The following is a 21,252-nucleotide window of genomic DNA, read 5'->3' on the forward strand; positions in this document are numbered from 1 at the left end:
TCCGTTGTTCAGTCGATGCCGGCAATCTGCTGCAGACGTTCGAGGTCAGGCACTGTCACGTGACGATTGTTCTCGATCTGGATGACACCCTCCTTGCGCAGCTTGGTGAACTGGCGGCTGACGGTCTCGATCGTCAGGCCAAGGAAGTCTGCAACATCGGCTCGAGATAGCGGCAGGTCGAACGACGTACCCTCGACCGTTTCCGGATCGTAGTGTGTCGCGATCAGGTGCAGGAAGCTTGCAACCTTTTCCTGGGCATTCTTCCGTCCAAGCGTCAGCATCCAGTCACGTGCTTCATCAAGCTCCTTGAGGGTCTGCTGATGAAGCCGATGCTCCAGATCCGGCGAGCGGGCGACGAGGCGTTCAAGCATCTGCCGCGGGAAGGTGCAGATTTCCGTCTCTGTTGCCGTTTCGGCGCTATGCGGGCTTTCGGTGGCAAACGGGCGGCCGAGGAAGTCTGGCGCAAACTGCAGGCCGACGATCTGCTGGCGGCCGTCCGGCATCATCCGTGTCAGTTTGACAACACCACGCATGATGTTGGAGCAACTGCAGGTCTCTTCGCCTTGACCGACCACTTCGGTGCCGGCGTCGAGACGCTTGCGCGTCGAGTGCTTGCTAAGCTCCAAAAGCTGCTCGGCGGACAGCGCTCCGCAGACACCACCGTGACGTGCTTCGCAGGAGCGGCACATGACCGGGGTGTCTGAGTTGTGAATATCTTTGCGCTGCATGTCCATTGGTGCCGCCTCTCTTCGATTTGACGCCCGCCACCCTTGGAGGAGATCGCAGACGCATACAATGCGACATGGTTGCCGCAGCCCCCTATCGCGGCAATTTATCGCGACAGTCGTTTGAAGCCAGCCAATCGAACGCACAAGGTCGGCTTGACCAGAATCAGATGCAGGGTTTTAGTTGGCCAGCATTTTGCAACATTGCAAAGCTCTGGGACTAGGCGCGGGAGGCTGTGGGCGGCTTCAACTGATTCAAGCAACAGAGCTGTTGCCAAAATGCTGCAGCGTGGGATCTGCCCATTGGCATTTCCGCCGCATTTACTTATAGGATCGCCCGACCATAGAAATCATGAGGTACTGGCGTGACAGCTACATTTGACAAGGTTGCCGACATCATCGCGGAAACCAGCGAGATCGATCGTGAAACGATCAAGCCGGAGAGCCACACGATCGACGATCTCGGCATAGACAGCCTCGATTTCCTCGACATCGTGTTTGCGATCGACAAGGAATTCGGCATCAAGATTCCGCTCGAGCAATGGACGCAGGACGTCAATGAAGGCAAGGTTGCGACCGAAGAGTACTTCGTCCTGCGGAACCTTTGCGCCAAGATCGACGACCTGCGGGCTGCCAAAGCCTGATTCGCCTTCGAATTGACAAGCGGCGCGCCAGGTGCCGCTCCTTACCGATAGCAGGCTGGATGGCCTGTTATGTCCGACAGTCCATTCGATTTCCGGGGTGCCCGGAGGTATGGGTTCTCGATGCTGCTTGAATATTTCCAGATGATCGATCGCGTGGTGTCGGTGGACGCCAAGCGCACGACGCTCAAGGCGCGTTCCGTCGTGCCTGCGAAGAGTCCGGTCTTTGAAGGCCATTTTCCCGGCATGCCGCTCGTTCCGGGCGTGCTTTTGATCGAGACGATGGCGCAGGCCTCAGGCTTTCTCGTGCTCGCCGCGACCGATTTTGCCGCCATGCCCTTTCTCATGTCGGTCGACGGCGCGAAGATGCGGACCTTTGTCGAGCCCGACGCCGTCCTTGATATCGAGGCCTTTCTCGAACATGACGGGTCCGGCTTTGCGGTAACGAAGGCCAAGATCACATCCGACGGCAAGAAGGTCTGTGACGCGCAACTCAAGCTGCGGACCATGCCGTTCAACGAAGTGCCTCTGGGCGATATAGTGCGCAAGCGGGCCGAGGAACTCGGGCTGTTTGAAGCGCTTGCCGCCAGCGGCGAAAGGAACTGACGCATGACGAAGGCTGCAAACGACGTCGTCATCACCGGAATCGGAATCGTTACCTGTCAAGGTGTCGGGGTCGAGCCGCACATCGCTCACCTGAATTCCGAGAGCCTGCCGGAACTGAGGATCGAAACGGATCGCTTTGCGCCCTATCCGGTGCACCCTCTGCCGGAGATCGACTGGTCGCAGCAGATCGCCAAGCGCGGCGATCAGCGGCAGATGGAAAACTGGCAGCGCCTTGGCGTCTTTTCCGCGGGTCTCGCGCTCGACGATGCCGGACTGAAGGACGATGTCGAGGCCTGCGGCACGATGGATATGATCGTTTCCTGCGGGGGCGGCGAGCGTGACATCAATGTCGACTCGCTGATCGTCGACGAGGGGCTGAAGCGCAATGACCGCGAGCGGCTGCTGAATGAGAAGCTGACCACCGAACTGCGCCCGACTCTGTTCCTTGCCCAGCTGTCCAACCTCATGGCGGGCAACATCTCGATCGTTCACAAGGTCACGGGATCGTCGCGGACCTTCATGGGCGAGGAGGGGGCGGGCATCAGCGCGATCGAGACCGCGTTTGCCCGGATCCAGGCAGGGCAGTCGACGCATACGCTGGTCGGCGGTGCGTTTGTCGCGGAGCGGGCGGATGTCATTTTGCTCTACGAGGCGCTCGGTGCCCATGCGACGGGGGCCTGGACACCGCTCTGGTCGCGCGATCCGAATGCCGGCGGCGGTATCATGATCGGATCGGTCGGGGCGTTCCTGGTGCTGGAATCACGTGCGCACGCCGAGGCGCGCGGTGCACGCATCTATGCCACCATCACGACGATCGGCGGTGACCGTGGCCTGCGCGACGACGGGCGTCTGGAGCGCCGGCTTGATCTGCTGGCAGATGGCGTCGCGGCAGACGCCGATTCAACGGTCATCTTTTCCGGCGCTTCCGGCCTGCGCGACGTAACCGGTCGCGAAAAGACCTGGCTCGCGCACCGCTTCGCCGACGTACCGGTGCGGGGTTACAGCGGACTGGTCGGCCACGCGCTGGAAACGCAATTCCCGCTGGGGCTGGCACTTGCCGCACTTGCGGTTTCGAGCGAGGCGAAGGTTCCGCCTTTCGATCCTGCGGCGGAACGGGCGATGAGTGGACCCGCCTCGACGGCGATCGTCACGACCGTCGGCCACACGCGTGGCGAGGGCCTCGCCGTGCTGAGAGCAGAGAAGTGAGAACGGGCGCATGAGCAAGGCAGCCTACAGGGACCATCTTGGACGTCCGATCGTCGCCGTCACCGGCATGGGGGTGATCACCTCGCTTGGCCAGGGGCTCAAGGACAATTGGGCCGCCCTTTCCGGGGGCGTGTCCGGAATCCACGGCATCACCCGGTTTCCGGTGGACGGGCTTAACACCCGCATCGCCGGCACGGTCGATTTCGTCAAATTGCCGGCGGAAAATCCGGTGGAACGCTCCTATTTCTACGCGCGCGAGACGACCGAGGAAGCGCTGGCTCAGGCGGGACTTTCCGGTGATTTCGGCGGGCCGCTGTTTCTGGCTGCACCGCCGATCGAGCCGGAATGGAGCCAGCGGTTTGCGCTGGCCGAACGCGCCCCGCCGATGCAGCAGCCGGGCGATGCCTATGACCGGTTCATGTCGGTTCTGCGTGAGAAGCCCGATCCGGCTCTGTACGAGACCTGGCTCTTCGGCGCGATCTCCGAGCGGCTCGCCGATCGCTTTGGCACGCGCGGCTTGCCGGTGACGCTTTCGACAGCCTGCGCGTCCGGCGCCACCGCGATCCAGCTCGGTGTGGAGGCAATTCGCCAGGGACGCACCGAACGCGCATTGACCGTCGGCACGGATGGATCTGTAACCGCCGAGGCCCTGATCCGTTTTGCCTTGCTGTCGGCTCTTTCGACACAGAACGATCCGCCGGAGAAGGCATCGAAACCCTTCACCAAGGATCGCGACGGCTTCGTGATCGCCGAAGGTGCGGCGACACTGGTGCTGGAGTCGCTGGAATCGGCTATCGCGCGCGGTGCCCGCGTGCTCGGCATCCTGAAGGGCTGCGGCGAAAAGGCCGATCACTTCCACCGCACCCGTTCCTCGCCGGATGGCGGACCTGCGATCGCCACCATCCGTGCAGCCCTCGAAGATGCGGGAATTGCCGAGGACGGGATCGGATACATCAATGCGCACGGCACCTCGACGCCCGAGAACGACAAGATGGAGTTTCTCTCCATGTCGACCGTGTTCGGGGAGGGATTGTCGAAGATCGCGGTTTCGTCGAACAAGTCGATGATCGGTCATACGCTGACGGCGGCGGGCGCGATCGAGGCGGTGTTCTCGATCCAGACCATGCTCACCGGCACGCTGCCGCCGACGATCAACTACCAGAACCCCGATCCGGGCATCGTGCTCGACGTGGTGCCGAACGTGAAGCGCGACAAGCAGGTTTCGGCCGTGCTTTCGAATTCCTTCGGCTTCGGCGGGCAGAATGCCAGCCTGGTCATGACGGCCGAGCCGGCCTGACGGCAACGCGGCCGGCGGGCAAGGAAGACGGGCAGGGGACCCCGACCATATTCGGGGTCCACACCACGCTGGCCCGCGCACGTGAATGTTCCTTGGCGCCACGGGATGCCGGGAACATTCTGAAATTGCGCAGGATCTTCTGCGAAAGCGGTTCCGGTTTTTCTGTCCATGCGCTAGAGCATCGGACCAGACGCAGCGCATCCTTCCTCTCGGGAAGCGATGCATCGGCGGTGTGCATCCCGATAACGGGTCGGCACGCCGCCTCCGACGAACACCATGCCGCCTTGGTGGCGAAGGACAAAAAACATGCGCGCACTGCAGCTTCTCGACGACCGCAAGCTCGAACTGACCGACATCCCCGAGCCGCCGCCCCCAGCGCCGGGCGAGGTAACGCTTCGCGTCAAGGCGGTTGCCCTCAACCACATCGACGTCTGGGGCTGGCGCGGCATGGCGTTTGCCAAGCGCAAGATGCCGCTTGTAATCGGGGCCGAGGCTGCCGGCGTCGTCGACCAGATCGGTCCGGGTGTCGGAAACGTCCTGCCCGGCCAACTCGTTTCGGTCTATGGCGCCCGCATCTGCGGTCTGTGCAAGCCCTGCCGCGAGGGACGTGACAACCTCTGCGAACACGTCGGCGGTGTCCACGGCTTCCACCTGGACGGGTTCGCGCAGGAGAAGATCAACATTCCGGCACGCCAGCTGGTGCCGGCACCGCCCGGCATCGATGCGGTGGCTGCAGCGCTCGCGCCCGTCACCTTCGGCACGGTCGAGCACATGCTGTTCGACAATGCCAAGCTCGAATCCGGCGAAACGATCCTTGTCCACGCCGGCGGATCGGGCATCGGCACGGCGGCGATCCAGCTCGCCAAGAAGATCGGCTGCACCGTGATCACCACCGTGGGCTCGAACGACAAGATCGAGAAGGCGAAGGCGCTGGGCGCCGATCACGTCATCAACTACCGCGAGGACCGCTTCGAAGGCGTGGTGCGCAAGCTGACCAAGAAGAAGGGCGTCGACGTCGTTTTCGAGCATGTCGGCAAGGATACCTGGGCTGGCTCGATGCTCTGCCTCAAGCGCGGCGGACGACTTGTCACCTGCGGCTCGACCTCGGGCGTGTCGACGGACATGAACCTGATGATGCTGTTCCAGCAGCAGCTGAAGCTGCTCGGCTCGTTCGGTTGCCGGATGGAGAACATGGCGAACGCCATGCAGAAGATGGCCCGCGGCATCGTTCATCCGGTCATAGACACTGAAATCACTTTTGATGGCATCGCCACCGCGCTGGAACGCATGGAATCACGCCAGATCTTCGGCAAGATCGTGCTGCGGCTGGACTGACCCCGTGCGTAAAGTCATCACCCGCATTGTGCTGGCGCTGCGCAATTTCGAGCAGTGGCTGGTCGCCCAATTCGTCTTCGGCCTCCTGAGCCTCATGAAGCTTTTTCCGGCCGACGGGGCGATGAATTTCGCCGACCGTATCGTGCGCTGGATCGGGCCGAAGACGCGCCGTCACGTGCTGATGATGACGAACTTGCGCAACGCGTTTCCGGAGAAATCCGAGGCCGAACTCGATGCGATCGCACTGGATAGCTGGGGAAACATGGGCCGCATGGCCGCCGAGTACGTCTTTCTCGACCGGCTCTTCGATTTCGACCCCTACAATCTGGAGGTCGGCCGCGTCGAGGTGTCAGGCATCCCGCTCTTCGTCGACCTGCGCTACAATCCGCGCCCCTTCATCGTGTTCACCGGCCACACCGGCAATTTCGAGATGCTGCCGGTCGCGGGCGCGGCCTTCGGGCTGGACGTAACGGTGCTGTTCCGGCCGCCGAACAATCCCTATGTCGCCGACAAGGTGTTCGAGTTCCGCAGGGCGCGCATGGGCAATCTGGTGCCGTCGCATGCGGGTTCTTCGTTCACGCTGGCGCGTAAGCTCGACAGTGGCAATCCGGTGGGCGTCCTCGTCGATCAGAAGTACAGGAAAGGGGTTCCCACGACCTTTTTCGGTCGCCCGGTCCACACCAATCCGCTACTGCCCAAACTGGTGCGCCAGTTTGGTTGCGAGGTCTTTCCGGCCCGCTGCATCCGATTGCCGGGCAACCGGTTCCGCCTCGAACTGGAGCCGGCCATGGAAATCCCGCGCCGTCCCGACGGCGCGGTGGACGTTGAGGCGACGGCGCAGAAATTGAACGACAAGGTCGAAGAGTGGGTGCGCGAGTACCCCGGTCAATGGTTGTGGTATCACGACCGCTGGGAAATCAAGCACGACTTGAAAAACGTCAAGGCGTGACGGGGAAGGTCCCGTCACGGTCTCAAGAGTGCCACAACCGGCCCAACAGGTGTTCGCGCTCGAATGCGATGTGGCGGCGAATCGTTTCAAAGAAGCCGCGCAGCATGTAGCCGGCCGCTTCGGCGTTGACGTCGTCGGCGCCGCTGCCAAGTTTCAGCAGCGTATCGATCAGTTCCTCCGCGAAGCACTCGTCCTCGCAATGCTCGAACTTCAGCCGGTTCAACGTCGCCTCGAGCGCCCCGGTGTGTCCGGCCTGCGCGACCAGGTGCGGGAAAATCACCTGTTCTTCGTAGCGATGCAGGTTGTGGATCAACGGACCGAGAACCTTCGCCGCATAGATGCATTTCTGCCGGTTGACGTTGGCAGGGAGGCTATCGGCGATCTCTTCGAGTGCGTCACACAGCAACAGCTGTTCCCTGTGAGCTCCTGCCAGCCAGTCGAGCGATATGGTGTTGCGCGGCATGGTGGAGAGAAGGTTATCCACTCTGTCTTGTTCCAGTTGTGCCAGCGTCATGGCGTCTGCTCCCCTTCCCAAATGTAACCAGACTGACTCTTGCTCCGGGAAAGGGCACCCGGCCTTGATCTGTATCAAGGCTGCCTCGTCGTGTATCTGCCAGCAGTGCTGTGATGCCGTAAAGGGATTCGGGTGAAGCCCGCACGGTGCGTAACGACGTTGAGTTGGGGATGCCAACGATGAAATATGGTTTTGAAACCGCGCTTTTGGCCGTGGGCACGTTCTTGGCGTTGCTCGGTACGGCTTTCGCGCATGACAATCTGTTCCAGGCCCACATGTGGGTGCTTTTCGCGGTGCTTCTGGGCGGCACCATCATCATGGTCCGGCGGGTTTCCTTCGCGCCCTACCACGTGCCCGGAAACGGCGCGAAGCAGGGTGAAGGTCCCTACTTCGATGAAGTGATCAAGTATGGCGTCATTGCCACCGTCCTCTGGGGTGTCGTCGGCTTCCTGGTCGGTGTCCTCATTGCTGCGCAGCTCGCCTTCCCGGACCTCAATCTGGAGCCCTGGCTCAATTTTGGCCGCCTGCGCCCGCTGCACACCTCGGCGGTGATTTTCGCCTTCGGCGGCAACGCGCTGATCGCGACCTCGTTCTACGTCGTCCAGCGCACGTCGCGCGCTCGCCTGTTCGGCGGCAATCTCGGCTGGTTCGTGTTCTGGGGCTATCAGCTTTTCATCGTCATGGCCGCAACCGGCTATCTGCTGGGCATCACCCAGAGCCGTGAGTATGCGGAGCCGGAGTGGTACGTCGACCTGTGGTTGACCATCGTCTGGGTCGCCTATCTCATCGTCTTCCTGGGCACGGTGATCAGGCGCAAGGAGCCGCATATCTATGTGGCGAACTGGTTCTACCTCTCCTTCATCGTCACCATTGCCATGTTGCACATCATCAACAACCTGGCGATTCCGGTGTCGTTCCTCGGCGTGAAGAGCTATTCCGCCTTCGCAGGCGTGCAGGACGCGGTGACGCAGTGGTGGTACGGTCACAATGCCGTCGCCTTCTTCCTCACCATCCCCTTCCTGGCGATGATGTACTATTTCGTGCCGAAGCAGGCAGAGCGGCCGGTCTATTCCTACCGCCTGTCCATCGTGCACTTCTGGTCGATCATCTTCCTCTACATCTGGGCCGGCCCGCACCACCTGCACTACACGGCAGTACCCGACTGGGCGCAGACGCTCGGCATGGTGTTCTCGATCGTCCTGTGGATGCCTTCCTGGGGCGGCATGATCAACGGCCTGATGACCCTTTCGGGCGCATGGGACAAGGTCCGCACCGATCCGATCATCCGCATGATGGTCGCGGCCATCGCCTTCTACGGCATGGCGACCTTCGAGGGTCCGATGCTGTCGATCAAGGCCGTCAACTCGCTGTCGCACTATACCGACTGGACCATCGGTCACGTCCATGCGGGCGCGCTCGGCTGGAACGGCATGATCTCGTTCGCTGCCGTCTACTATCTGGCGCCGAAGCTGTGGAACCGCGAGCGGCTCTATTCGGTCAACATGGTCAGCTGGCACTTCTGGCTCGCCACGCTCGGCATCGTGCTCTACGCCGCCGCGATGTGGGTTGCCGGCATCCAGCAGGGTCTGATGTGGCGCGAATATGATGACCAGGGATTCCTCGTTTACTCCTTCGCGGAAACCGTGCTCGCAATGTTCCCCTACTATGTCATCCGGACACTTGGCGGCGTGCTCTACCTGGCCGGTGGCTTGGTGATGGCCTGGAACGTTTACCAGACCATTCGTGGGCGCCTGCGCAACGAAGCCCCCGCGGGCACCCGGCCGGCTGCGGCCCTGCAACCTGCCGAATAAGGAGCGTGTGATCTATGTCTGTATTGAACCACCACTCCAAACTGGAGAGAAACGCAACGCTGCTGCTGGTCGCATCGCTCGCCGTGGTCACGGTCGGCGGCATCGTTGAAATCGCACCGCTCTTCTATCTCGACAACACGATCGAGAAGGTTGAGGGCATGCGCCCTTACTCGCCGCTGGAACTCGCTGGCCGTGACATCTATGTCCGGGAGGGCTGCTATGTCTGCCACAGCCAGATGATCCGGCCGTTCCGCGACGAAGTCGAGCGCTACGGGCACTACTCGCTCGCAGCCGAGAGCATGTACGACCATTCCTTTCAGTGGGGGTCGAAGCGCACCGGGCCGGACCTGGCCCGCGTCGGCGACCGCTACTCCAACGAATGGCACGTGCAGCATCTGATCGAGCCGCGTTCAGTGGTGCCGGAATCGGTTATGCCGAGCTACGCCTTCCTCAAGGAGACGCCGCTGAAGATCACCGATGTCACCATGAACCTGAAGGCCAACCGCGCCGTCGGTGTTCCCTACGATGATGTGATGCTCGAGAACGCGGTGGCCGACCTCAAGGCGCAGGCGGATCCGAACGCGGATACGTCCGGTCTCCTGGAGCGCTATCCGAAGGCCAAGATCGGCGACTTCGACGGTGACCCGCAGAAGCTCACCGAGATGGACGCGCTGGTCGCCTACCTGCAGATGCTCGGCACGCTGGTGGACTTCTCCACCTATGACGATGCCAGCGGCTACCGGTAAGGGAGACGAACCATGGAAACCTACACGGCCATGCGGCACTTCGCCGACGTCTGGGGTCTGCTCGCCATGACGATCTTCTTCGTCGGCGTCATCCTGTTCACCTTCCGGCCCAGCGGACGCAAGGCCGCAGAGAATGCCGCGCAAATCCCTCTCAAGGAGGACTGACACCATGGCTGACAAGCATGGGGCTGAAAAGCACATCGACGACATCACGGGCGTCGAGACCACCGGCCATGAATGGGACGGCATACGCGAACTGAACAACCCGATGCCGCGCTGGTGGATCTGGACATTCTACGCGACCATCGTCTGGGGGGTCGGCTACATGATCGCCTATCCCGCCTGGCCGATGCTGACGGAGGCGACGCGTGGCGTGCTCGGCTATTCCAGCCGCGCCGAGGTGGCGAAGGAGTTGCAGGCGGCCAAGGCTGCGCAGACGGTATTCGTGGATCGGATCGCTGCGACCCCGCTCGACGACATTGTCACCGATCCGGAGTTGTCCCAGTTCGCGATTGCCGGCGGTGCTGCGGCGTTCAAGGTCAACTGCGTGCAGTGCCACGGGTCCGGCGCTGCCGGTTCGGCCGGCTTCCCCAACCTGAACGACGATGACTGGATCTGGGGCGGCAGCCCCGACGAGATCTACAAGACGATCGCCCATGGCATCCGTTTTGAAGGCGACGCCGACACGCATGTTTCCGAAATGCCCGCATTTGGCGACATGCTGCAGACGGGCGAGATCAAGCAGGTGGCTGCCTATGTGGTCAGCCTCACCGGAACTCCGGCTGATACCGGCATGGTCGAGCCTGGCAAGCAGCTCTTTGCCGACAATTGCGCTTCCTGCCATGGCGAGGATGCAAAGGGCATTCGCGAGATGGGCGCGCCCAACCTTGCCGATGCCATCTGGCTGAAGGGGGAGGGCGAAGAGGCGATCGCCAACCAGATCCGCGCACCAAAGCACGGCGTGATGCCGGGCTGGGTGGCACGTCTCGGCGAGCCCACCGTCAAGCAGCTGGCCGTCTATGTGCACTCGCTGGGTGGAGGGGAATAACCTGCTGTCCGGTTACAAATGCTGGATTTCGATCCCGGCCGGGGCGCGAATGCCCCGGTCATTGCTGAGGAAGGCATCGCATCCCGCGACGATTGCGGTTGCGACATGGATCGCATCGGGAAGCTTCAACTTGAGTTCCGCGGCTATCTCCGCGGCCTGAACAATGACGTCATGCGGCGCGATCGTGCACTCCGCGATCGTGAGTTCTGATGCGATGAGCTTGGCTTCCTCGACCTCAGCCATCGGTTCCTGGCTGGTTCGTTACCCATTGAAATGGCTGGACAACACGCGAGATAAACTCCTCGACCGAGGCGGTCGCCAAGAACTCGCGGAATGGTTCGGCCAGTTCTTCGCGACCCGCCAAAAAGCTCTTGATCGCCATAGCGTCGGCGGTCGATATCGCATCGGTGGGCGCGCGTCGAATGTCTTCCCATGCTTCGATACCGTGCCTCGATGAGCCAGGTCCTCGCCGCGTTCCAGGCCGGCGCCGGATGTCGTCAAATAGCGAAACCTGATGACGGATTCCGGATTGCGAGAGCAATGCTGCCAGAAGTTACCAATCGCAGCGGTGGCGCTGCTCGCCCGCAAGGTCAGATTTCCAGAGCCGGACGTATCTTTCACCTGTTCGACAAGGGCGCCAGTGCCATCGATACGGTCCAGATCTTCCGCGCCTTCGAGAACGAGAATCTCATTGTCGGTCAATTCGAGCCATGTCTCGATGCTGTGCAATATCTGATAGGAGTAGCCCCGCATTGGCCCGACGGCTTCCCGGGCCGGGTTGTTTACAAGCGGGTTGAGACTAGCATCATTTTGCATTCGCTGATCTAGGATCAGGGTTCGGTCCATCAGCCCAGCTGTGCTCATGAGAGGTTTATCGCGATAGCTTCGTAAATCTTGCGATGTCGATGCCGAATTGGGACAGCGTTACAAAGTCTCCCCGATGACTTGCGGCCCTGATGTAGCTCCTCTTGGCGCCACAAACTCCGTATTTGGCCGCATCAAGTCGGCAATTGCCTGCAGGGATCTCTTAATATCGACCGCGTTGTCCCGGCGAAGCAGCGTGGTATCGTTAGGCATGCTGACCAGATTGTTGTGATTTCTGACATAGCTTTGAAGATGCATGAGGCTGGTCCGAAGGGCGTTGATTTCCGTCAGTCGTTCCTCGACCAGCAACTTTCGTTGCAAGGCATAGACGTTAATTGATGCCTTTCCTTTCTGGCTGGGCCCATCTTTCAGCATGGCAGGGTGAACGAGCCCTTGCTCGTCGAACGTCAATTGCTCCTCAGGGTCATCGATGCAAGGATGAAGCAGGAGGCGGACCTCTTCCTCAAGCGCAACGTCGTCATCGTGGCTGCGGACACGCTTGCTTTCGTCCGCCAGGGGAAACTGGGTGCCTTTCCCCACAGAGCCCCCTTTCGCTTGGCCAGGTTCCCGGTGCGCCCGGGGCGCGTTGCAATCGCGACACGAGACCAAAAGGTTCTTCCAATCTCCGGCAAGCCAGTAGTAGCCTGGGCGAGACACCAGGAAGAGCGCGCCTCAAGCGTCCGACGATTTGCATCTGCCATGCCGGGTGCAGATGGGCGTCGAGTTCGACGATCAGCACGATGCCTTTGGCGTTCTCAAACGACTTGTCGGTCGGCGTTCTTGATCAAGCAGTAACAAAGCTCGGCAACGTTTGTACGATCATCTGCAAATTCATTGGCAGTGCCGTCACAGCAGACCACTAGGTTCTTTGGCATCCAAACTCCAATTCATGGAAAGAACATTGTGTATAGGAGGTCAGAGCTCCATGATGGTATCGTGATAAAGCTCAGCTTTCAGGGCCTGCGTGGAGAAGAGGGTGCTCTCGCGATTGAGCGCCTGGACCAGTGGTTGGCGAGGAACCTCGGTTTTTCGATCCTCTGAACCGTGCTTGTGTGCCATGGTCGACATCAATGTTTGGAGCCTACCTTGGCTGGTGGCATCTTTCGACTTGTTTTCGAACAGGCTCCAAAGCGACTTTGGGGTCGCATTCATGCTGCCATGATGGCCTACCTTGTAAAGATCGACAGCTTTCAGTTTCTCACGGATGTCTTCCTGATTAAGAGCATACGACCAGTTTTCAATTTGGGCGTCTCCCGGGAAAAGTAGGCTCTTAGAGCCGGTTTTAAAGAGCAGGATCAGGCTCGTATTATTTAGGGCCTCGTCCAGAATGCGTACGATCTGAAGCATCTGGTCTGTCCGCAGCCGTTTTGCCTGGTTAATCAGCCATCTTGCATCGATTGGGAATTGGTCGCGACTTTTCTGGGCGAGATATGTTGGAAACAGCGGTTTGACTTTGCCACCTCTGGGCCGTCCCAAAGCTTTTTCTGCATGCGCCAAGAGGTGCCAGAACTCATCCTCATCCCGGCTACGCTGCTTTGTGATTGTGTTGGACTGATTTACCGTTGGTGGACCAAGCACGTCCACTGTTACGCCGGGAAGGAGTTCCTGCAGCGCCGTTGGCTGCTGGGCATGTGCGTACTCCCGCTTCTTTCCCATCGTCATTAGGTTCTTGATCGCGTCAAGATTCGCGAGGTTGTTTTCTCCCATGAACGACAATTCGTTCCGCAGATCTGTGGAGAGATAGCGGACGCGCCTAACTTCCGAAAGAACTTGAGCCGCTGCAAGTTGCATCTCGGCAAGGGAAGAGACGTGATGCGCAGCCAGAGACGGTTCGCGGCGTCGCGGCCCTGTCGCCTCAGGCGACAGATCGGGATCTTCGGTCCATGGTTGGAGCACGAGTTCAGGGGTGAGGCCAGCGATGATACTTCCTGAAGATGTCTTCTTGTTCCTCGTGGCGAAGCCAGAGATATGATCCCTATGTCGATGGGTCGCCACAACCGCAGTCAGCTTACCGTTTGAACGCTCAGCAATATCCTTTGCTATGAGATCAAGTTGGTTTTTCGGCACGCCCTCAGGCAATCCAGTGGAGCCGAAGTCGATTAATACATGACGCTCCTCCGCGTCATATTGGAAACTAAGGAGGAAGTAGTCGCCAAAGCCGACCTGATAGGAGCGGATAGTGACTCGGCTGGGGGTCATCGCACAGTCTCCTTCACACCGCTTCGTGAAAGATGAAGTGCAGCGAAACTGCCGGTGCGGTCGTGCTTGTCGAAGAACCCCTGTTCCCATAGATACTTCAGTCGTCGGCCCTGACGGGTGACATCTGCTTCGTTATTGAGAAGATGGTTGGCTATTTGATACTTGAGCTGTCCGTATTCGTTGAAGATCAGCGTGCCGCCGCCGAGAATTCGTACCGAACGCCAACCTTCCATCTCATCCGAAAGGGATACATTGAAGTCCTCTTCGAGTTCTTCTACTCTTAGCGTTAGAATCTGGACATGTTCGGCAATCGTCTCCCGTAAAACGAAACCATCCGGCGCGATGCGAACGCTGGGGCGTACCGACTGCACTTCAATGTAGCCAATGTCCCCAATTTCCAACGATCTGCGATTTTCCCAAACAAAACGGAAAACCTCCTCGCTGTCTCGGAGCATCGAGTCGAAATGCGTCCGGCTGTAAATCATTTCCTTGTTACAGCGGAGCCAGCTGCCATCCGCGTCAGCGTGAGTGCTTGGCCTAATCCCGAAATCCCCAAAATTGGCCAGCAGCGCGCTTCGATAGCCGTATTTGTCGTCGGGAACGACCTCGCGGTCCACAGTGAGAAGCGCGGACAAATAGTCCGAAAAAAGTAGATCTACGGGCGGGCAATAGTCGATTGCGCGGATTGCCATCGTCAACAAGTGATCTGCTGCCCGAGCGCCTTCCTCCACGACAAGCGAACGATCTTTCTTACCGTCAGCAATGGTTCCGATGCGGTTCAATCTACTAACCCAGATGTCTAGGAAGGACTTGAGCATCGCTGCAAGGAGAAGCTCGCCCCGGGCATGGACCTCCAAGTATTCCGGATCATCCATATAGTTTGTCCCAGGCTTGAGCTCGATCGAATGTCGAAGGGATTTTCCGCGAACCCCACTTAGCTCCTGCCCCATTTCCTTGGCCAGGCCGAATAGGACTGACTGAAATAGCCGCGCTTTGGTGAGAAGTTTCTGATCGATAAGCTGATGCTTTGGCTTGCCGTCAAGCACAGCCGCAACAACATCCGGAAGGGAGAAAACCGAAAGCAGGGCAATCACATCCGAGAAGCCCTCATGAAACGCACCTTGATCAGGCGAAGAGGGTTCGAGATACCGGGCACGCAGGCCGTCTAAGATTGCATGGGTCGTTTCGTGCGCAACGACATCGTGAGATAGGCTGGAGTAAATGGTTCTGGTCGCACCATTTTTGTCGGGCCGGCTTTCGAAATATCCAAAGAAGAGGGATCGATCTTCACGTGAATAGAAAGCGTTCGGTTCCGCGAAGGCATGCGGTAGAATATTGAGCTGATGCCCTTCGCAGCCCCATTTGATGCGCCTGCCGAGTGCAAACTCGAAGCGCGCAAGAATTCGCATCGCAATCGCATACGCGTTTTGAGCATGAAATCTTGGATCTGAAAGAAGCTTCGAATCCGGCGCTTTGTCGAACGGGTCGAGGTAATCGCCTTCCAGGCCGGACGGCAACTCCGCCGGCGCATAAAGTGCGTTCGCAGTAACGTCGTAGTCGACAACGGCGACACGGTAGCCGCGAGGACCGGGAAGAAGTTCTTCGGCGGGCAAATCGACTGATGCTCTGACGATCTTACCTTCGGCAGTAACAGACGGATCTTGGGCGATAATAGAAAGCTTTCGTGTGCTCCGAAGGCTGTGCCGAGTTCCTCTACGTTACGCATCAAATGGTCCCCCTGGTTATGTCAGTACTATGTTTGGAAACAGCAAGAATGCAACGATACGTGGAGAACGGGGCAGTATTTGTCGCTGACGTCTAAATTTGATCCGCTCAGGGTTCGGCCGGAAGGACGAGAAGCAGCCTTCCCAAAATCAGGCGCGGTCGCGATGTGAAAAAATCGGAATGGCGCCAGCCCGCGGACCCTATTGGCTGGCTTTGGGGATGGAAAATTGAATTTCGTTATGACTTATCGGGGGCGGAGAGGTGGTCTGAGCTCCGGCTAGCGGAAGCCAAAGTCGGGCCGGAACCGCGTTGCACTCGAGCATTTTGCCTTGCTGGCCGTGGACGATATCGTCTGAGCGCCACCGACCAGTCACCTGGTAACCGTTATCGTCGCTGCGAAAGATAGTCCCGACCGAGCGCCGCTATCGCCGTACTTTTGCAAGATGCCGCGGTTCGACTATGCTTGATGACCGAGCAACTTGAAGGCAATGCTCAACCAGGGGGAGCCTGTGGTAAGCCGATCCAGGCGAGGTAGCGGCCGACCGACGCTTGCGGATGTCGCAAGCCGTGCCGGCGTGGGCACGATCACGGTGTCCCGCGCATTGCGCGAGCCGGAGCGCGTCTCCAGCGCGCTGCGCGAGCGGATCGACGCCGCGATCGACGCCCTCGGCTACGTTCTCAATCCGAATGCGCGCGCCCTTGCCTCCGCTGGCGCCGACGTCATCGGTGTCCTCATTCCCTCGCTCACCAACAGCGTCTTTGCCGAGGTGCTGCGCGGTATCCATGACGGACTGGGCGACAGCACCATGCAGATCCAGTTCGGCAACACACACTATTCGGCGGACGAAGAGGAACGGCTGCTGAAGGTTTTTATCGGGCAACACCCCTCCGCCCTCATCGTTTCCGGCATCGACCAGTCGCCCGCCGCCCGACGCCTTCTCGAAACCGCAGGCTGCCCTATCGTTCAGATCATGGAAACCGGCCCCAACCCGATCGATATGATGGTCGGCTTTTCGCACTTCGAAGGCGGCCGCGCAGTGACGGACCACCTGCTTGGGGCCGGATGCCGACGCATCGGCTTTCTTGGCGCGCGCATGGATCCGCGTACGAAACGGCGCCTGGCGGGCTATCGGGCGCTGTTACAGGCAAATGGTGTATACGACGAGGCGCTCGTGACGATCACACCCTCGCCGTCGAGCGTGTCGATGGGTGCTTATCTGTTTTGCCAGGCGTTGAGCAAGACGCCAGACCTGGATGCGATCGTTTGCAATAACGATGACCTGGCGCTCGGCGTGTTGTTTGAGTGCCACCGGACAAAAATACCCGTACCCGAACGCATGTGCATCGCCGGATTCAATGATCTTGAGATGATGGCCATTGCCTATCCGTCGATCACCAGCGTTCGTACGCCACGTTATGAAATCGGACGGCGGGCGATCGCCATGGTCCGCGCAGCCCTTGACGGCGAGCGTCCCGAGCCTTCCGTTGTCGACCTTGGATTCGAACTGAAAATCCGCGAAAGCACCACCCGGGCACGAGCGACGAAGTGACCGGAGGCGACGCATCACGCCCGCTTTACAACTCAAATTGGTAGCGCTACCATCATTTGGTGGCGTCGAGGGAGGAGCTCCGAGCGCCACCGGAATAGCGCATCGCGATGAACTGTCGGGATGGTTCTGGAAGCAGGCCATTGACTGCTGAGCACGCTCGATCTTCTCCGGTTTGTCCATTTCGATTCCGCATCCCGCACCGCAACTACTGGGAGGGAATTCGATGCAAAAGTCTTTCCTCGGTGGCCTTCTCGCCACTGCTGCGATTGTCCTCGCTTCCACGACCGCACTCGCCGATCCGGAAGTCGTCAGCGGCCCCGCTGCCGAACCGGAGTGCTTCGCGCCATGGACTGCGGAGACGAAGTTCTTCAAATTCCCGAAAAAGGAAGGTCCTTATCGGATCGCGCTTGCGAACGGCTTCATCGCCAACACCTGGCGCATCCAGATGGTCCAGACGGCGAAGGCCTATGCGGCACAGCCTGACGTCGCCGCCAAGCTCAAGGAATTCAAGGTCGTCTCAACCGGCGAAGATGTCCCGGCGCAAATATCCGCCATCAACAACTTCATCGATTCCGGCTTTGACGCGATCGTTGTCAACGCACAAAACCCCACAGCCTTCGGCCCGGTGATCAAGCGCGCCAAGGAGGCCGGCGTCGTGCTCGTCGCCTTCGACAACATTCTCAACACCGAGGACGCCATCAACGTCAACGTCGACCAGAAGGGTCTCGGCATCCTCTGGGCCAACTGGCTGGCAAAGCACCTGCCGGATGGCGGCAAGCTCCTCGAGGTCCGCGGCGTCGCTGGCACATCTGTCGACACCGACCGTCACAACGGCCTTCATGAAACGCTTGATGCCACCGGCAAGAAATGGGACGTCGTCGAAGCCGTCGGCAAGTGGGACGACCCGACGGCACAGAAGGCAACGGCCGATGCGATTGCCGTGCACAAGAAGTTCGACGGCATCACCGCGCAGGGCGGCGACACCGGCGTCGTGCAGGCGATGATCGACGCGGGCCATCCCTTCGTGCCCTTCGGCGGTGAGACGGAAAACGGCTTCCGCAAGTTCTGCGCCAAGTATGCGGGCGAAGGCCTGAAATGCTCATCCGCCGGCACCGGCCCCGCCCAGGTGGCGGTCGCGATCAAGACGGCGATTGCAGCCCTTGAGGGCCAGGTGGTGCCGCAATCGATCAAGCTGCCGCTCGCCATTGTCGAGGACCCGAACTTCAAGGCAGGCCAGGACTTCTATCCCGACCAGTCCGATAACTTCTTCGTCGGCAATTCCTTCCCCTCGTGCGGGATCAACTTCAACGCGCAGGAAATCATGGGGCAGACGAAGGAAAACCAGTAAGGCGGTCCATGCTCTCCCTGGGCGATGTCGCGGCCAGTGCCCGCGGCATCCCGAAAAGCACGGCGCCGGGACCGTGAGTGGAGCGGTATCGGCCACGGTCCTCGAAACACTCCCGCGTGAAGCTGCCGGCTTGGCGGCGAGAGCGCGGATCGAGGGATACATGACGGCAACGCAGTTACAGGCCGCGAGTCCGCTTTTCCGGATGGAGGGCATCTGCAAGCGCTACGGCGGGGTCCGCGCCCTGGAGGACGCATCGCTTGCGGTCGAGGCCGGTCGCATTCACGCGATCCTCGGCGAAAATGGGGCGGGAAAGTCGACACTGATCAAGATCATGGCCGGCGTCGTCGCTCCGGACGAAGGCCGCATGCTTCTTGAGGATCGCGAGGTGGCGTTTCGGTCGCCCGCCCAGGCGGCCGGCGCCGGGATCGCCTGCGTGTTCCAGGAACTGTCGCTGATCCCCGACCTCAGCGTCGCCGACAACATCTCGATTTCCAACCCGCCGCATCGGTTTGGACTGATCGACCGCGCCGCGCAAAGGCGGCTGGCGGAAGAGGCGCTTGCGCGGGCCGGCGCCGAAGACATTCACCCCCGCGCGCTCGTGCGCGACCTGCCTTTGTCGCGCCGCCAGATGGTGGAGATCGCCAAGGCGCTCGCCTGGAAGCCGCGCATATTGATCCTCGACGAGGCCACGTCGGCGCTGACGGCCGGCGACGTGGCCAAGGTGTTCGCCGTGCTCAGGCGCCTGTGTTCCGAGGGGCTGGCGCTGCTCTACATCTCCCATCGCATGCACGAGATCACCGAGATTGCCGACGATTGCACCGTGTTTCGCAACGGCCGCAACGTCGCAAGCTTTGCTGCCGGAACCCGCTCTGGCAACGAGGTGGTTGAAATGATGATCGGCCGCGAGGTCAGCAGCGTTTTTCCGCCCAAGCCGCAACGGCGCCGCGAGGCCCGCCCGGTGCTCGCCTGCAACATGTTCAGTTGGTCCGACCGGTTGCATGACATCACCCTCGAGGTCTGCCCAGGTGAGGTCGTCGGGCTCGGCGGGCTGGACGGCCAGGGTCAGCGCGAATTGCTGCTCGGACTGTTCGGCGTCCTCAGGGGCACGACGGGCACAGTCAGCATCGATGGCGTGGCGGCATCGATCGCAGGTCCCGGGACCGCGCGCGCGGGCAGGATCGGGATGGCCTTGATCCCGGAGGATCGCAAAACAGAGGGGCTCATGCAGCCGATGACGGTGCGCGAGAATCTCTCCTTCGCGGCGCTCGACCGGCTGTCGGCGCGCGGCGTCATCAATCGCGACAAGGAGGAGCGTGACATTGACGAGATGGTCCGGCTGCTGGCCATCAAGACCGCTGGCCTCGACATCCCCGTCGGCTCGCTGTCCGGCGGCAACCAGCAGAAGGTCGTCATCGCCAAGTGGCTGATGCGCCGGCCGCGGATCATCCTGCTGAACGACCCGACGCGCGGCATCGACGTCGGCACTAAGCAGGAGATGTATCAGTTGCTGCGCCGGCTCGCTGACGCGGAAGCGGCCATCCTCTTCTATTCGACCGACTATGACGAGTTGGTCGGCTGTTGCAACCGGGTTCTGGTTCTCTATGACGGACGCATCGTGCGCGAACTCGAAGGCGCAGGCATCACCGAGCACGCCCTTGTCGCAAGTGCGCTCCACGTCGACGCGCAGCCGGAGGCCGTGGCATGAGCGAATGGCGCTATTGGCTGAACGAGCAGCGTGGCACTTTGATGGGCCTCGCCATCTTTCTCCTGATGTTCTGCGTCTACATCACCAACCACCCGGCGGGCCTGACCGTCAATGTCGCGCAGACGGCCGCCAACAAGGGCGTCTTGCTCGCCTTTATCGCCATGGCCCAGGCCATGGTGGTGATCACAGCCGGCATCGACCTGTCCGTCGGCATGATCTTCGTGCTGACGAACTGCATCGCCTCGTGGATCGTCGTCGGCACGCCGATGCAGACGGCGCTCGGCGTTGCAGGCGTGCTGCTCGCCGGAACGATTTGCGGCGCGATCAATGGCCTGCTCGTCGTCTACGGCCGGCTGCAGCCGATCGTGGCGACGATCGCGACTGGCGCGATCTATTTCGGCCTGGCGCTGCTGCTGCGGCCTTTTCCCGGCGGCTCGGTGAACGAGGACCTCGCCGACGCGCTGACCGGGCGGCTGTTCGGCACAATCCCCTCCAGCCTCGTTGCGCTCCTTGGCGTCGTCCTTCTTGTCTGGCTGCCCTTCCGGCGTTCCGAGATTGGGCGTGCCGCCTATGCCGCGGGCTCTTCCGAGGCGGCCGCATTCATGTCGGGCGTCCCCATTCGGCGCGCGAAGCTTGTCGCCTACACGCTCGCCGGCCTGCTTGCAGGCATGGGCGGGCTGTTCCTGACCTTTTTCACCTACACGGGAGAAGCGGCCTATGCGAGCGGCAGCGGCTACACGCTCTGGTCGATCGCTGCCGTCGTTCTGGGCGGCGTCTCGCTCTATGGTGGGCGCGGCAGCGCGGTCGGCGCGATCTTCGGCGCGTTTGCGGCGCGCACCACCGGCGACATGCTGTTCGTCTTCGACGTCGACCCGCTCTGGCAACCGCTCTTGCAGGGGATGGTGCTGCTGATCGCGATCAGCATCGGTGCCCTTGGGCTTCTGCGCGTACGCAACCGACTGGACTGGTTCCAATGACAGATG

At 60.7% G+C, this 21,252-nt stretch carries 23 protein-coding genes; 15 read left to right on the top strand and 8 right to left on the bottom strand.

Annotated features, from left to right (window positions below; genetic code table 11):
- Window positions 1-8: 8 nt before the first annotated feature.
- A complete protein-coding gene (locus tag J2Y48_RS13535) occupies window positions 9-734 on the bottom strand; it encodes a Crp/Fnr family transcriptional regulator (protein WP_310418628.1) in 726 nt (241 codons plus the stop codon).
- Between the two features lie 356 nt (window positions 735-1,090).
- On the opposite strand from J2Y48_RS13535, the gene J2Y48_RS13540 reads away from it, so the two are divergent.
- The 6 genes from J2Y48_RS13540 (at window position 1,091) to J2Y48_RS13565 (ending at window position 6,759) form a co-directional block, all read left to right on the top strand.
- Entirely contained in the window at window positions 1,091-1,369 is a 279-nt protein-coding gene (locus J2Y48_RS13540; protein WP_310418631.1) for an acyl carrier protein, read from the top strand.
- 120 nt (window positions 1,370-1,489) lie between these two features.
- Window positions 1,490-1,972: a 3-hydroxyacyl-ACP dehydratase FabZ family protein gene (locus tag J2Y48_RS13545; RefSeq protein WP_310418635.1), complete on the top strand. Its 483-nt coding sequence runs from the start codon at window positions 1,490-1,492 to the stop codon at window positions 1,970-1,972.
- 3 nt (window positions 1,973-1,975) lie between these two features.
- Window positions 1,976-3,178 (top strand): beta-ketoacyl-ACP synthase, encoded by a 1,203-nt coding sequence (locus J2Y48_RS13550; protein WP_310418638.1) that lies wholly within the window; start codon window positions 1,976-1,978, stop codon window positions 3,176-3,178.
- 10 nt (window positions 3,179-3,188) lie between these two features.
- A complete protein-coding gene (locus J2Y48_RS13555) occupies window positions 3,189-4,475 on the top strand; it encodes a beta-ketoacyl-ACP synthase (RefSeq protein ID WP_310418640.1) in 1,287 nt (428 codons plus the stop codon).
- Between the two features lie 306 nt (window positions 4,476-4,781).
- Window positions 4,782-5,810, top strand: a complete 1,029-nt coding sequence (locus J2Y48_RS13560; RefSeq protein WP_310418643.1) for a zinc-binding dehydrogenase — start codon at window positions 4,782-4,784, stop codon at window positions 5,808-5,810.
- A gap of 4 nt (window positions 5,811-5,814) precedes the next feature.
- The gene (locus J2Y48_RS13565) at window positions 5,815-6,759 is read left to right on the top strand and encodes a lipid A biosynthesis lauroyl acyltransferase (RefSeq protein WP_310418647.1); all 945 of its coding nucleotides are present in this window, start codon (window positions 5,815-5,817) and stop codon (window positions 6,757-6,759) included.
- A gap of 22 nt (window positions 6,760-6,781) precedes the next feature.
- On the opposite strand, the gene J2Y48_RS13570 is transcribed toward J2Y48_RS13565, so the two are convergent.
- Window positions 6,782-7,351, bottom strand: a complete 570-nt coding sequence (locus J2Y48_RS13570) for a hemerythrin domain-containing protein (protein ID WP_310418650.1) — start codon at window positions 7,349-7,351, stop codon at window positions 6,782-6,784.
- A 101-nt stretch (window positions 7,352-7,452) separates the two neighbouring features.
- Between J2Y48_RS13570 and ccoN the strand changes: the two genes are divergently transcribed.
- The 4 genes from ccoN to ccoP are packed head-to-tail and all read left to right on the top strand — an operon-like array spanning window position 7,453 to window position 10,878.
- Window positions 7,453-9,084, top strand: a complete 1,632-nt coding sequence (ccoN, locus tag J2Y48_RS13575) for a cytochrome-c oxidase, cbb3-type subunit I (RefSeq protein ID WP_310418653.1) — start codon at window positions 7,453-7,455, stop codon at window positions 9,082-9,084.
- Between the two features lie 14 nt (window positions 9,085-9,098).
- On the top strand, window positions 9,099-9,830 hold the full coding sequence (gene ccoO / locus J2Y48_RS13580; protein WP_310418655.1) for a cytochrome-c oxidase, cbb3-type subunit II: 732 nt from the start codon (window positions 9,099-9,101) through the stop codon (window positions 9,828-9,830).
- 12 nt (window positions 9,831-9,842) lie between these two features.
- A complete protein-coding gene (locus J2Y48_RS13585) occupies window positions 9,843-9,995 on the top strand; it encodes a cbb3-type cytochrome c oxidase subunit 3 (protein ID WP_263813342.1) in 153 nt (50 codons plus the stop codon).
- Window positions 9,996-9,999: 4 nt separating this feature from the next.
- Window positions 10,000-10,878: a cytochrome-c oxidase, cbb3-type subunit III gene (ccoP, locus tag J2Y48_RS13590; protein WP_310418659.1), complete on the top strand. Its 879-nt coding sequence runs from the start codon at window positions 10,000-10,002 to the stop codon at window positions 10,876-10,878.
- Between the two features lie 12 nt (window positions 10,879-10,890).
- On the opposite strand, the gene J2Y48_RS13595 is transcribed toward ccoP, so the two are convergent.
- Together J2Y48_RS13595 and J2Y48_RS13600 are read right to left on the bottom strand one after the other, a co-directional pair.
- A complete protein-coding gene (locus J2Y48_RS13595; RefSeq protein ID WP_310418661.1) occupies window positions 10,891-11,121 on the bottom strand; it encodes a PIN domain-containing protein in 231 nt (76 codons plus the stop codon).
- Entirely contained in the window at window positions 11,114-11,260 is a 147-nt protein-coding gene (locus J2Y48_RS13600) for a hypothetical protein (protein ID WP_310418664.1), read from the bottom strand. The genes J2Y48_RS13595 and J2Y48_RS13600 overlap by 8 nt, the downstream gene beginning before the upstream one ends.
- A gap of 71 nt (window positions 11,261-11,331) precedes the next feature.
- Between J2Y48_RS13600 and J2Y48_RS13605 the strand changes: the two genes are divergently transcribed.
- Window positions 11,332-11,706: a hypothetical protein gene (locus J2Y48_RS13605; RefSeq protein WP_310418668.1), complete on the top strand. Its 375-nt coding sequence runs from the start codon at window positions 11,332-11,334 to the stop codon at window positions 11,704-11,706.
- A gap of 96 nt (window positions 11,707-11,802) precedes the next feature.
- Here the strand turns inward: J2Y48_RS13605 and J2Y48_RS13610 are convergent, their stop codons facing one another.
- From J2Y48_RS13610 to J2Y48_RS13620, 4 genes are all read right to left on the bottom strand, one after another.
- Window positions 11,803-12,282: a hypothetical protein gene (locus J2Y48_RS13610; RefSeq protein ID WP_310418671.1), complete on the bottom strand. Its 480-nt coding sequence runs from the start codon at window positions 12,280-12,282 to the stop codon at window positions 11,803-11,805.
- Between the two features lie 215 nt (window positions 12,283-12,497).
- Window positions 12,498-12,617, bottom strand: a complete 120-nt coding sequence (locus tag J2Y48_RS25385; protein ID WP_405030226.1) for a phospholipase effector Tle1 domain-containing protein — start codon at window positions 12,615-12,617, stop codon at window positions 12,498-12,500.
- 40 nt (window positions 12,618-12,657) lie between these two features.
- Window positions 12,658-13,941 (bottom strand): hypothetical protein, encoded by a 1,284-nt coding sequence (locus J2Y48_RS13615; RefSeq protein WP_310418674.1) that lies wholly within the window; start codon window positions 13,939-13,941, stop codon window positions 12,658-12,660.
- Window positions 13,938-15,554 carry a hypothetical protein gene (locus J2Y48_RS13620; protein ID WP_310418677.1) on the bottom strand — a complete coding sequence of 539 codons (1,617 nt, stop codon included), beginning with the start codon at window positions 15,552-15,554 and terminating at the stop codon, window positions 13,938-13,940. The genes J2Y48_RS13615 and J2Y48_RS13620 overlap by 4 nt, the downstream gene beginning before the upstream one ends.
- Window positions 15,555-16,175: 621 nt before the next feature.
- Here J2Y48_RS13620 and J2Y48_RS13625 point away from each other — a divergent pair.
- The 4 genes from J2Y48_RS13625 to J2Y48_RS13640 all read left to right on the top strand — a co-directional run bounded on the left by J2Y48_RS13625 (window position 16,176) and on the right by J2Y48_RS13640 (window position 21,246).
- Window positions 16,176-17,216 carry a LacI family DNA-binding transcriptional regulator gene (locus J2Y48_RS13625; RefSeq protein WP_310418680.1) on the top strand — a complete coding sequence of 347 codons (1,041 nt, stop codon included), beginning with the start codon at window positions 16,176-16,178 and terminating at the stop codon, window positions 17,214-17,216.
- A gap of 223 nt (window positions 17,217-17,439) precedes the next feature.
- Entirely contained in the window at window positions 17,440-18,564 is a 1,125-nt protein-coding gene (locus J2Y48_RS13630; RefSeq protein WP_310418683.1) for a sugar ABC transporter substrate-binding protein, read from the top strand.
- A 160-nt stretch (window positions 18,565-18,724) separates the two neighbouring features.
- Window positions 18,725-20,269, top strand: coding sequence for a sugar ABC transporter ATP-binding protein (locus J2Y48_RS13635; RefSeq protein ID WP_310418687.1), 1,545 nt, complete (start codon window positions 18,725-18,727; stop codon window positions 20,267-20,269).
- Window positions 20,266-21,246 (top strand): ABC transporter permease, encoded by a 981-nt coding sequence (locus J2Y48_RS13640; protein WP_310418690.1) that lies wholly within the window; start codon window positions 20,266-20,268, stop codon window positions 21,244-21,246. The genes J2Y48_RS13635 and J2Y48_RS13640 overlap by 4 nt, the downstream gene beginning before the upstream one ends.
- Window positions 21,247-21,252: the final 6 nt, after the last annotated feature.

Origin of the sequence: Mycoplana sp. BE70, assembly GCF_031455855.1 — a bacterium.
Classification (GTDB): Bacteria; Pseudomonadota; Alphaproteobacteria; order Rhizobiales; family Rhizobiaceae; genus Mycoplana.

What these genes read in the sequence shown, in the direction of transcription:
- J2Y48_RS13585 (WP_263813342.1), top strand. Translation starts at nt 9,843, where the DNA reads ATGGAAACCTACACGGCCATGCGGCACTTCGCCGACGTCTGGGGTCTG.
- J2Y48_RS13545 (WP_310418635.1), top strand. Translation starts at nt 1,490, where the DNA reads ATGCTGCTTGAATATTTCCAGATGATCGATCGCGTGGTGTCGGTGGAC.
- ccoP (WP_310418659.1), top strand. Translation starts at nt 10,000, where the DNA reads ATGGCTGACAAGCATGGGGCTGAAAAGCACATCGACGACATCACGGGC.
- J2Y48_RS25385 (WP_405030226.1), bottom strand. Translation starts at nt 12,617, where the DNA reads ATGCCAAAGAACCTAGTGGTCTGCTGTGACGGCACTGCCAATGAATTT.
- J2Y48_RS13595 (WP_310418661.1), bottom strand. Translation starts at nt 11,121, where the DNA reads ATGGCTGAGGTCGAGGAAGCCAAGCTCATCGCATCAGAACTCACGATC.
- J2Y48_RS13550 (WP_310418638.1), top strand. Translation starts at nt 1,976, where the DNA reads ATGACGAAGGCTGCAAACGACGTCGTCATCACCGGAATCGGAATCGTT.
- J2Y48_RS13640 (WP_310418690.1), top strand. Translation starts at nt 20,266, where the DNA reads ATGAGCGAATGGCGCTATTGGCTGAACGAGCAGCGTGGCACTTTGATG.
- J2Y48_RS13560 (WP_310418643.1), top strand. Translation starts at nt 4,782, where the DNA reads ATGCGCGCACTGCAGCTTCTCGACGACCGCAAGCTCGAACTGACCGAC.
- J2Y48_RS13555 (WP_310418640.1), top strand. Translation starts at nt 3,189, where the DNA reads ATGAGCAAGGCAGCCTACAGGGACCATCTTGGACGTCCGATCGTCGCC.
- ccoO (WP_310418655.1), top strand. Translation starts at nt 9,099, where the DNA reads ATGTCTGTATTGAACCACCACTCCAAACTGGAGAGAAACGCAACGCTG.
- J2Y48_RS13630 (WP_310418683.1), top strand. Translation starts at nt 17,440, where the DNA reads ATGCAAAAGTCTTTCCTCGGTGGCCTTCTCGCCACTGCTGCGATTGTC.
- J2Y48_RS13605 (WP_310418668.1), top strand. Translation starts at nt 11,332, where the DNA reads ATGAGCCAGGTCCTCGCCGCGTTCCAGGCCGGCGCCGGATGTCGTCAA.
- J2Y48_RS13635 (WP_310418687.1), top strand. Translation starts at nt 18,725, where the DNA reads ATGACGGCAACGCAGTTACAGGCCGCGAGTCCGCTTTTCCGGATGGAG.
- J2Y48_RS13535 (WP_310418628.1), bottom strand. Translation starts at nt 734, where the DNA reads ATGGACATGCAGCGCAAAGATATTCACAACTCAGACACCCCGGTCATG.
- J2Y48_RS13615 (WP_310418674.1), bottom strand. Translation starts at nt 13,941, where the DNA reads ATGACCCCCAGCCGAGTCACTATCCGCTCCTATCAGGTCGGCTTTGGC.
- J2Y48_RS13600 (WP_310418664.1), bottom strand. Translation starts at nt 11,260, where the DNA reads ATGGCGATCAAGAGCTTTTTGGCGGGTCGCGAAGAACTGGCCGAACCA.
- ccoN (WP_310418653.1), top strand. Translation starts at nt 7,453, where the DNA reads ATGAAATATGGTTTTGAAACCGCGCTTTTGGCCGTGGGCACGTTCTTG.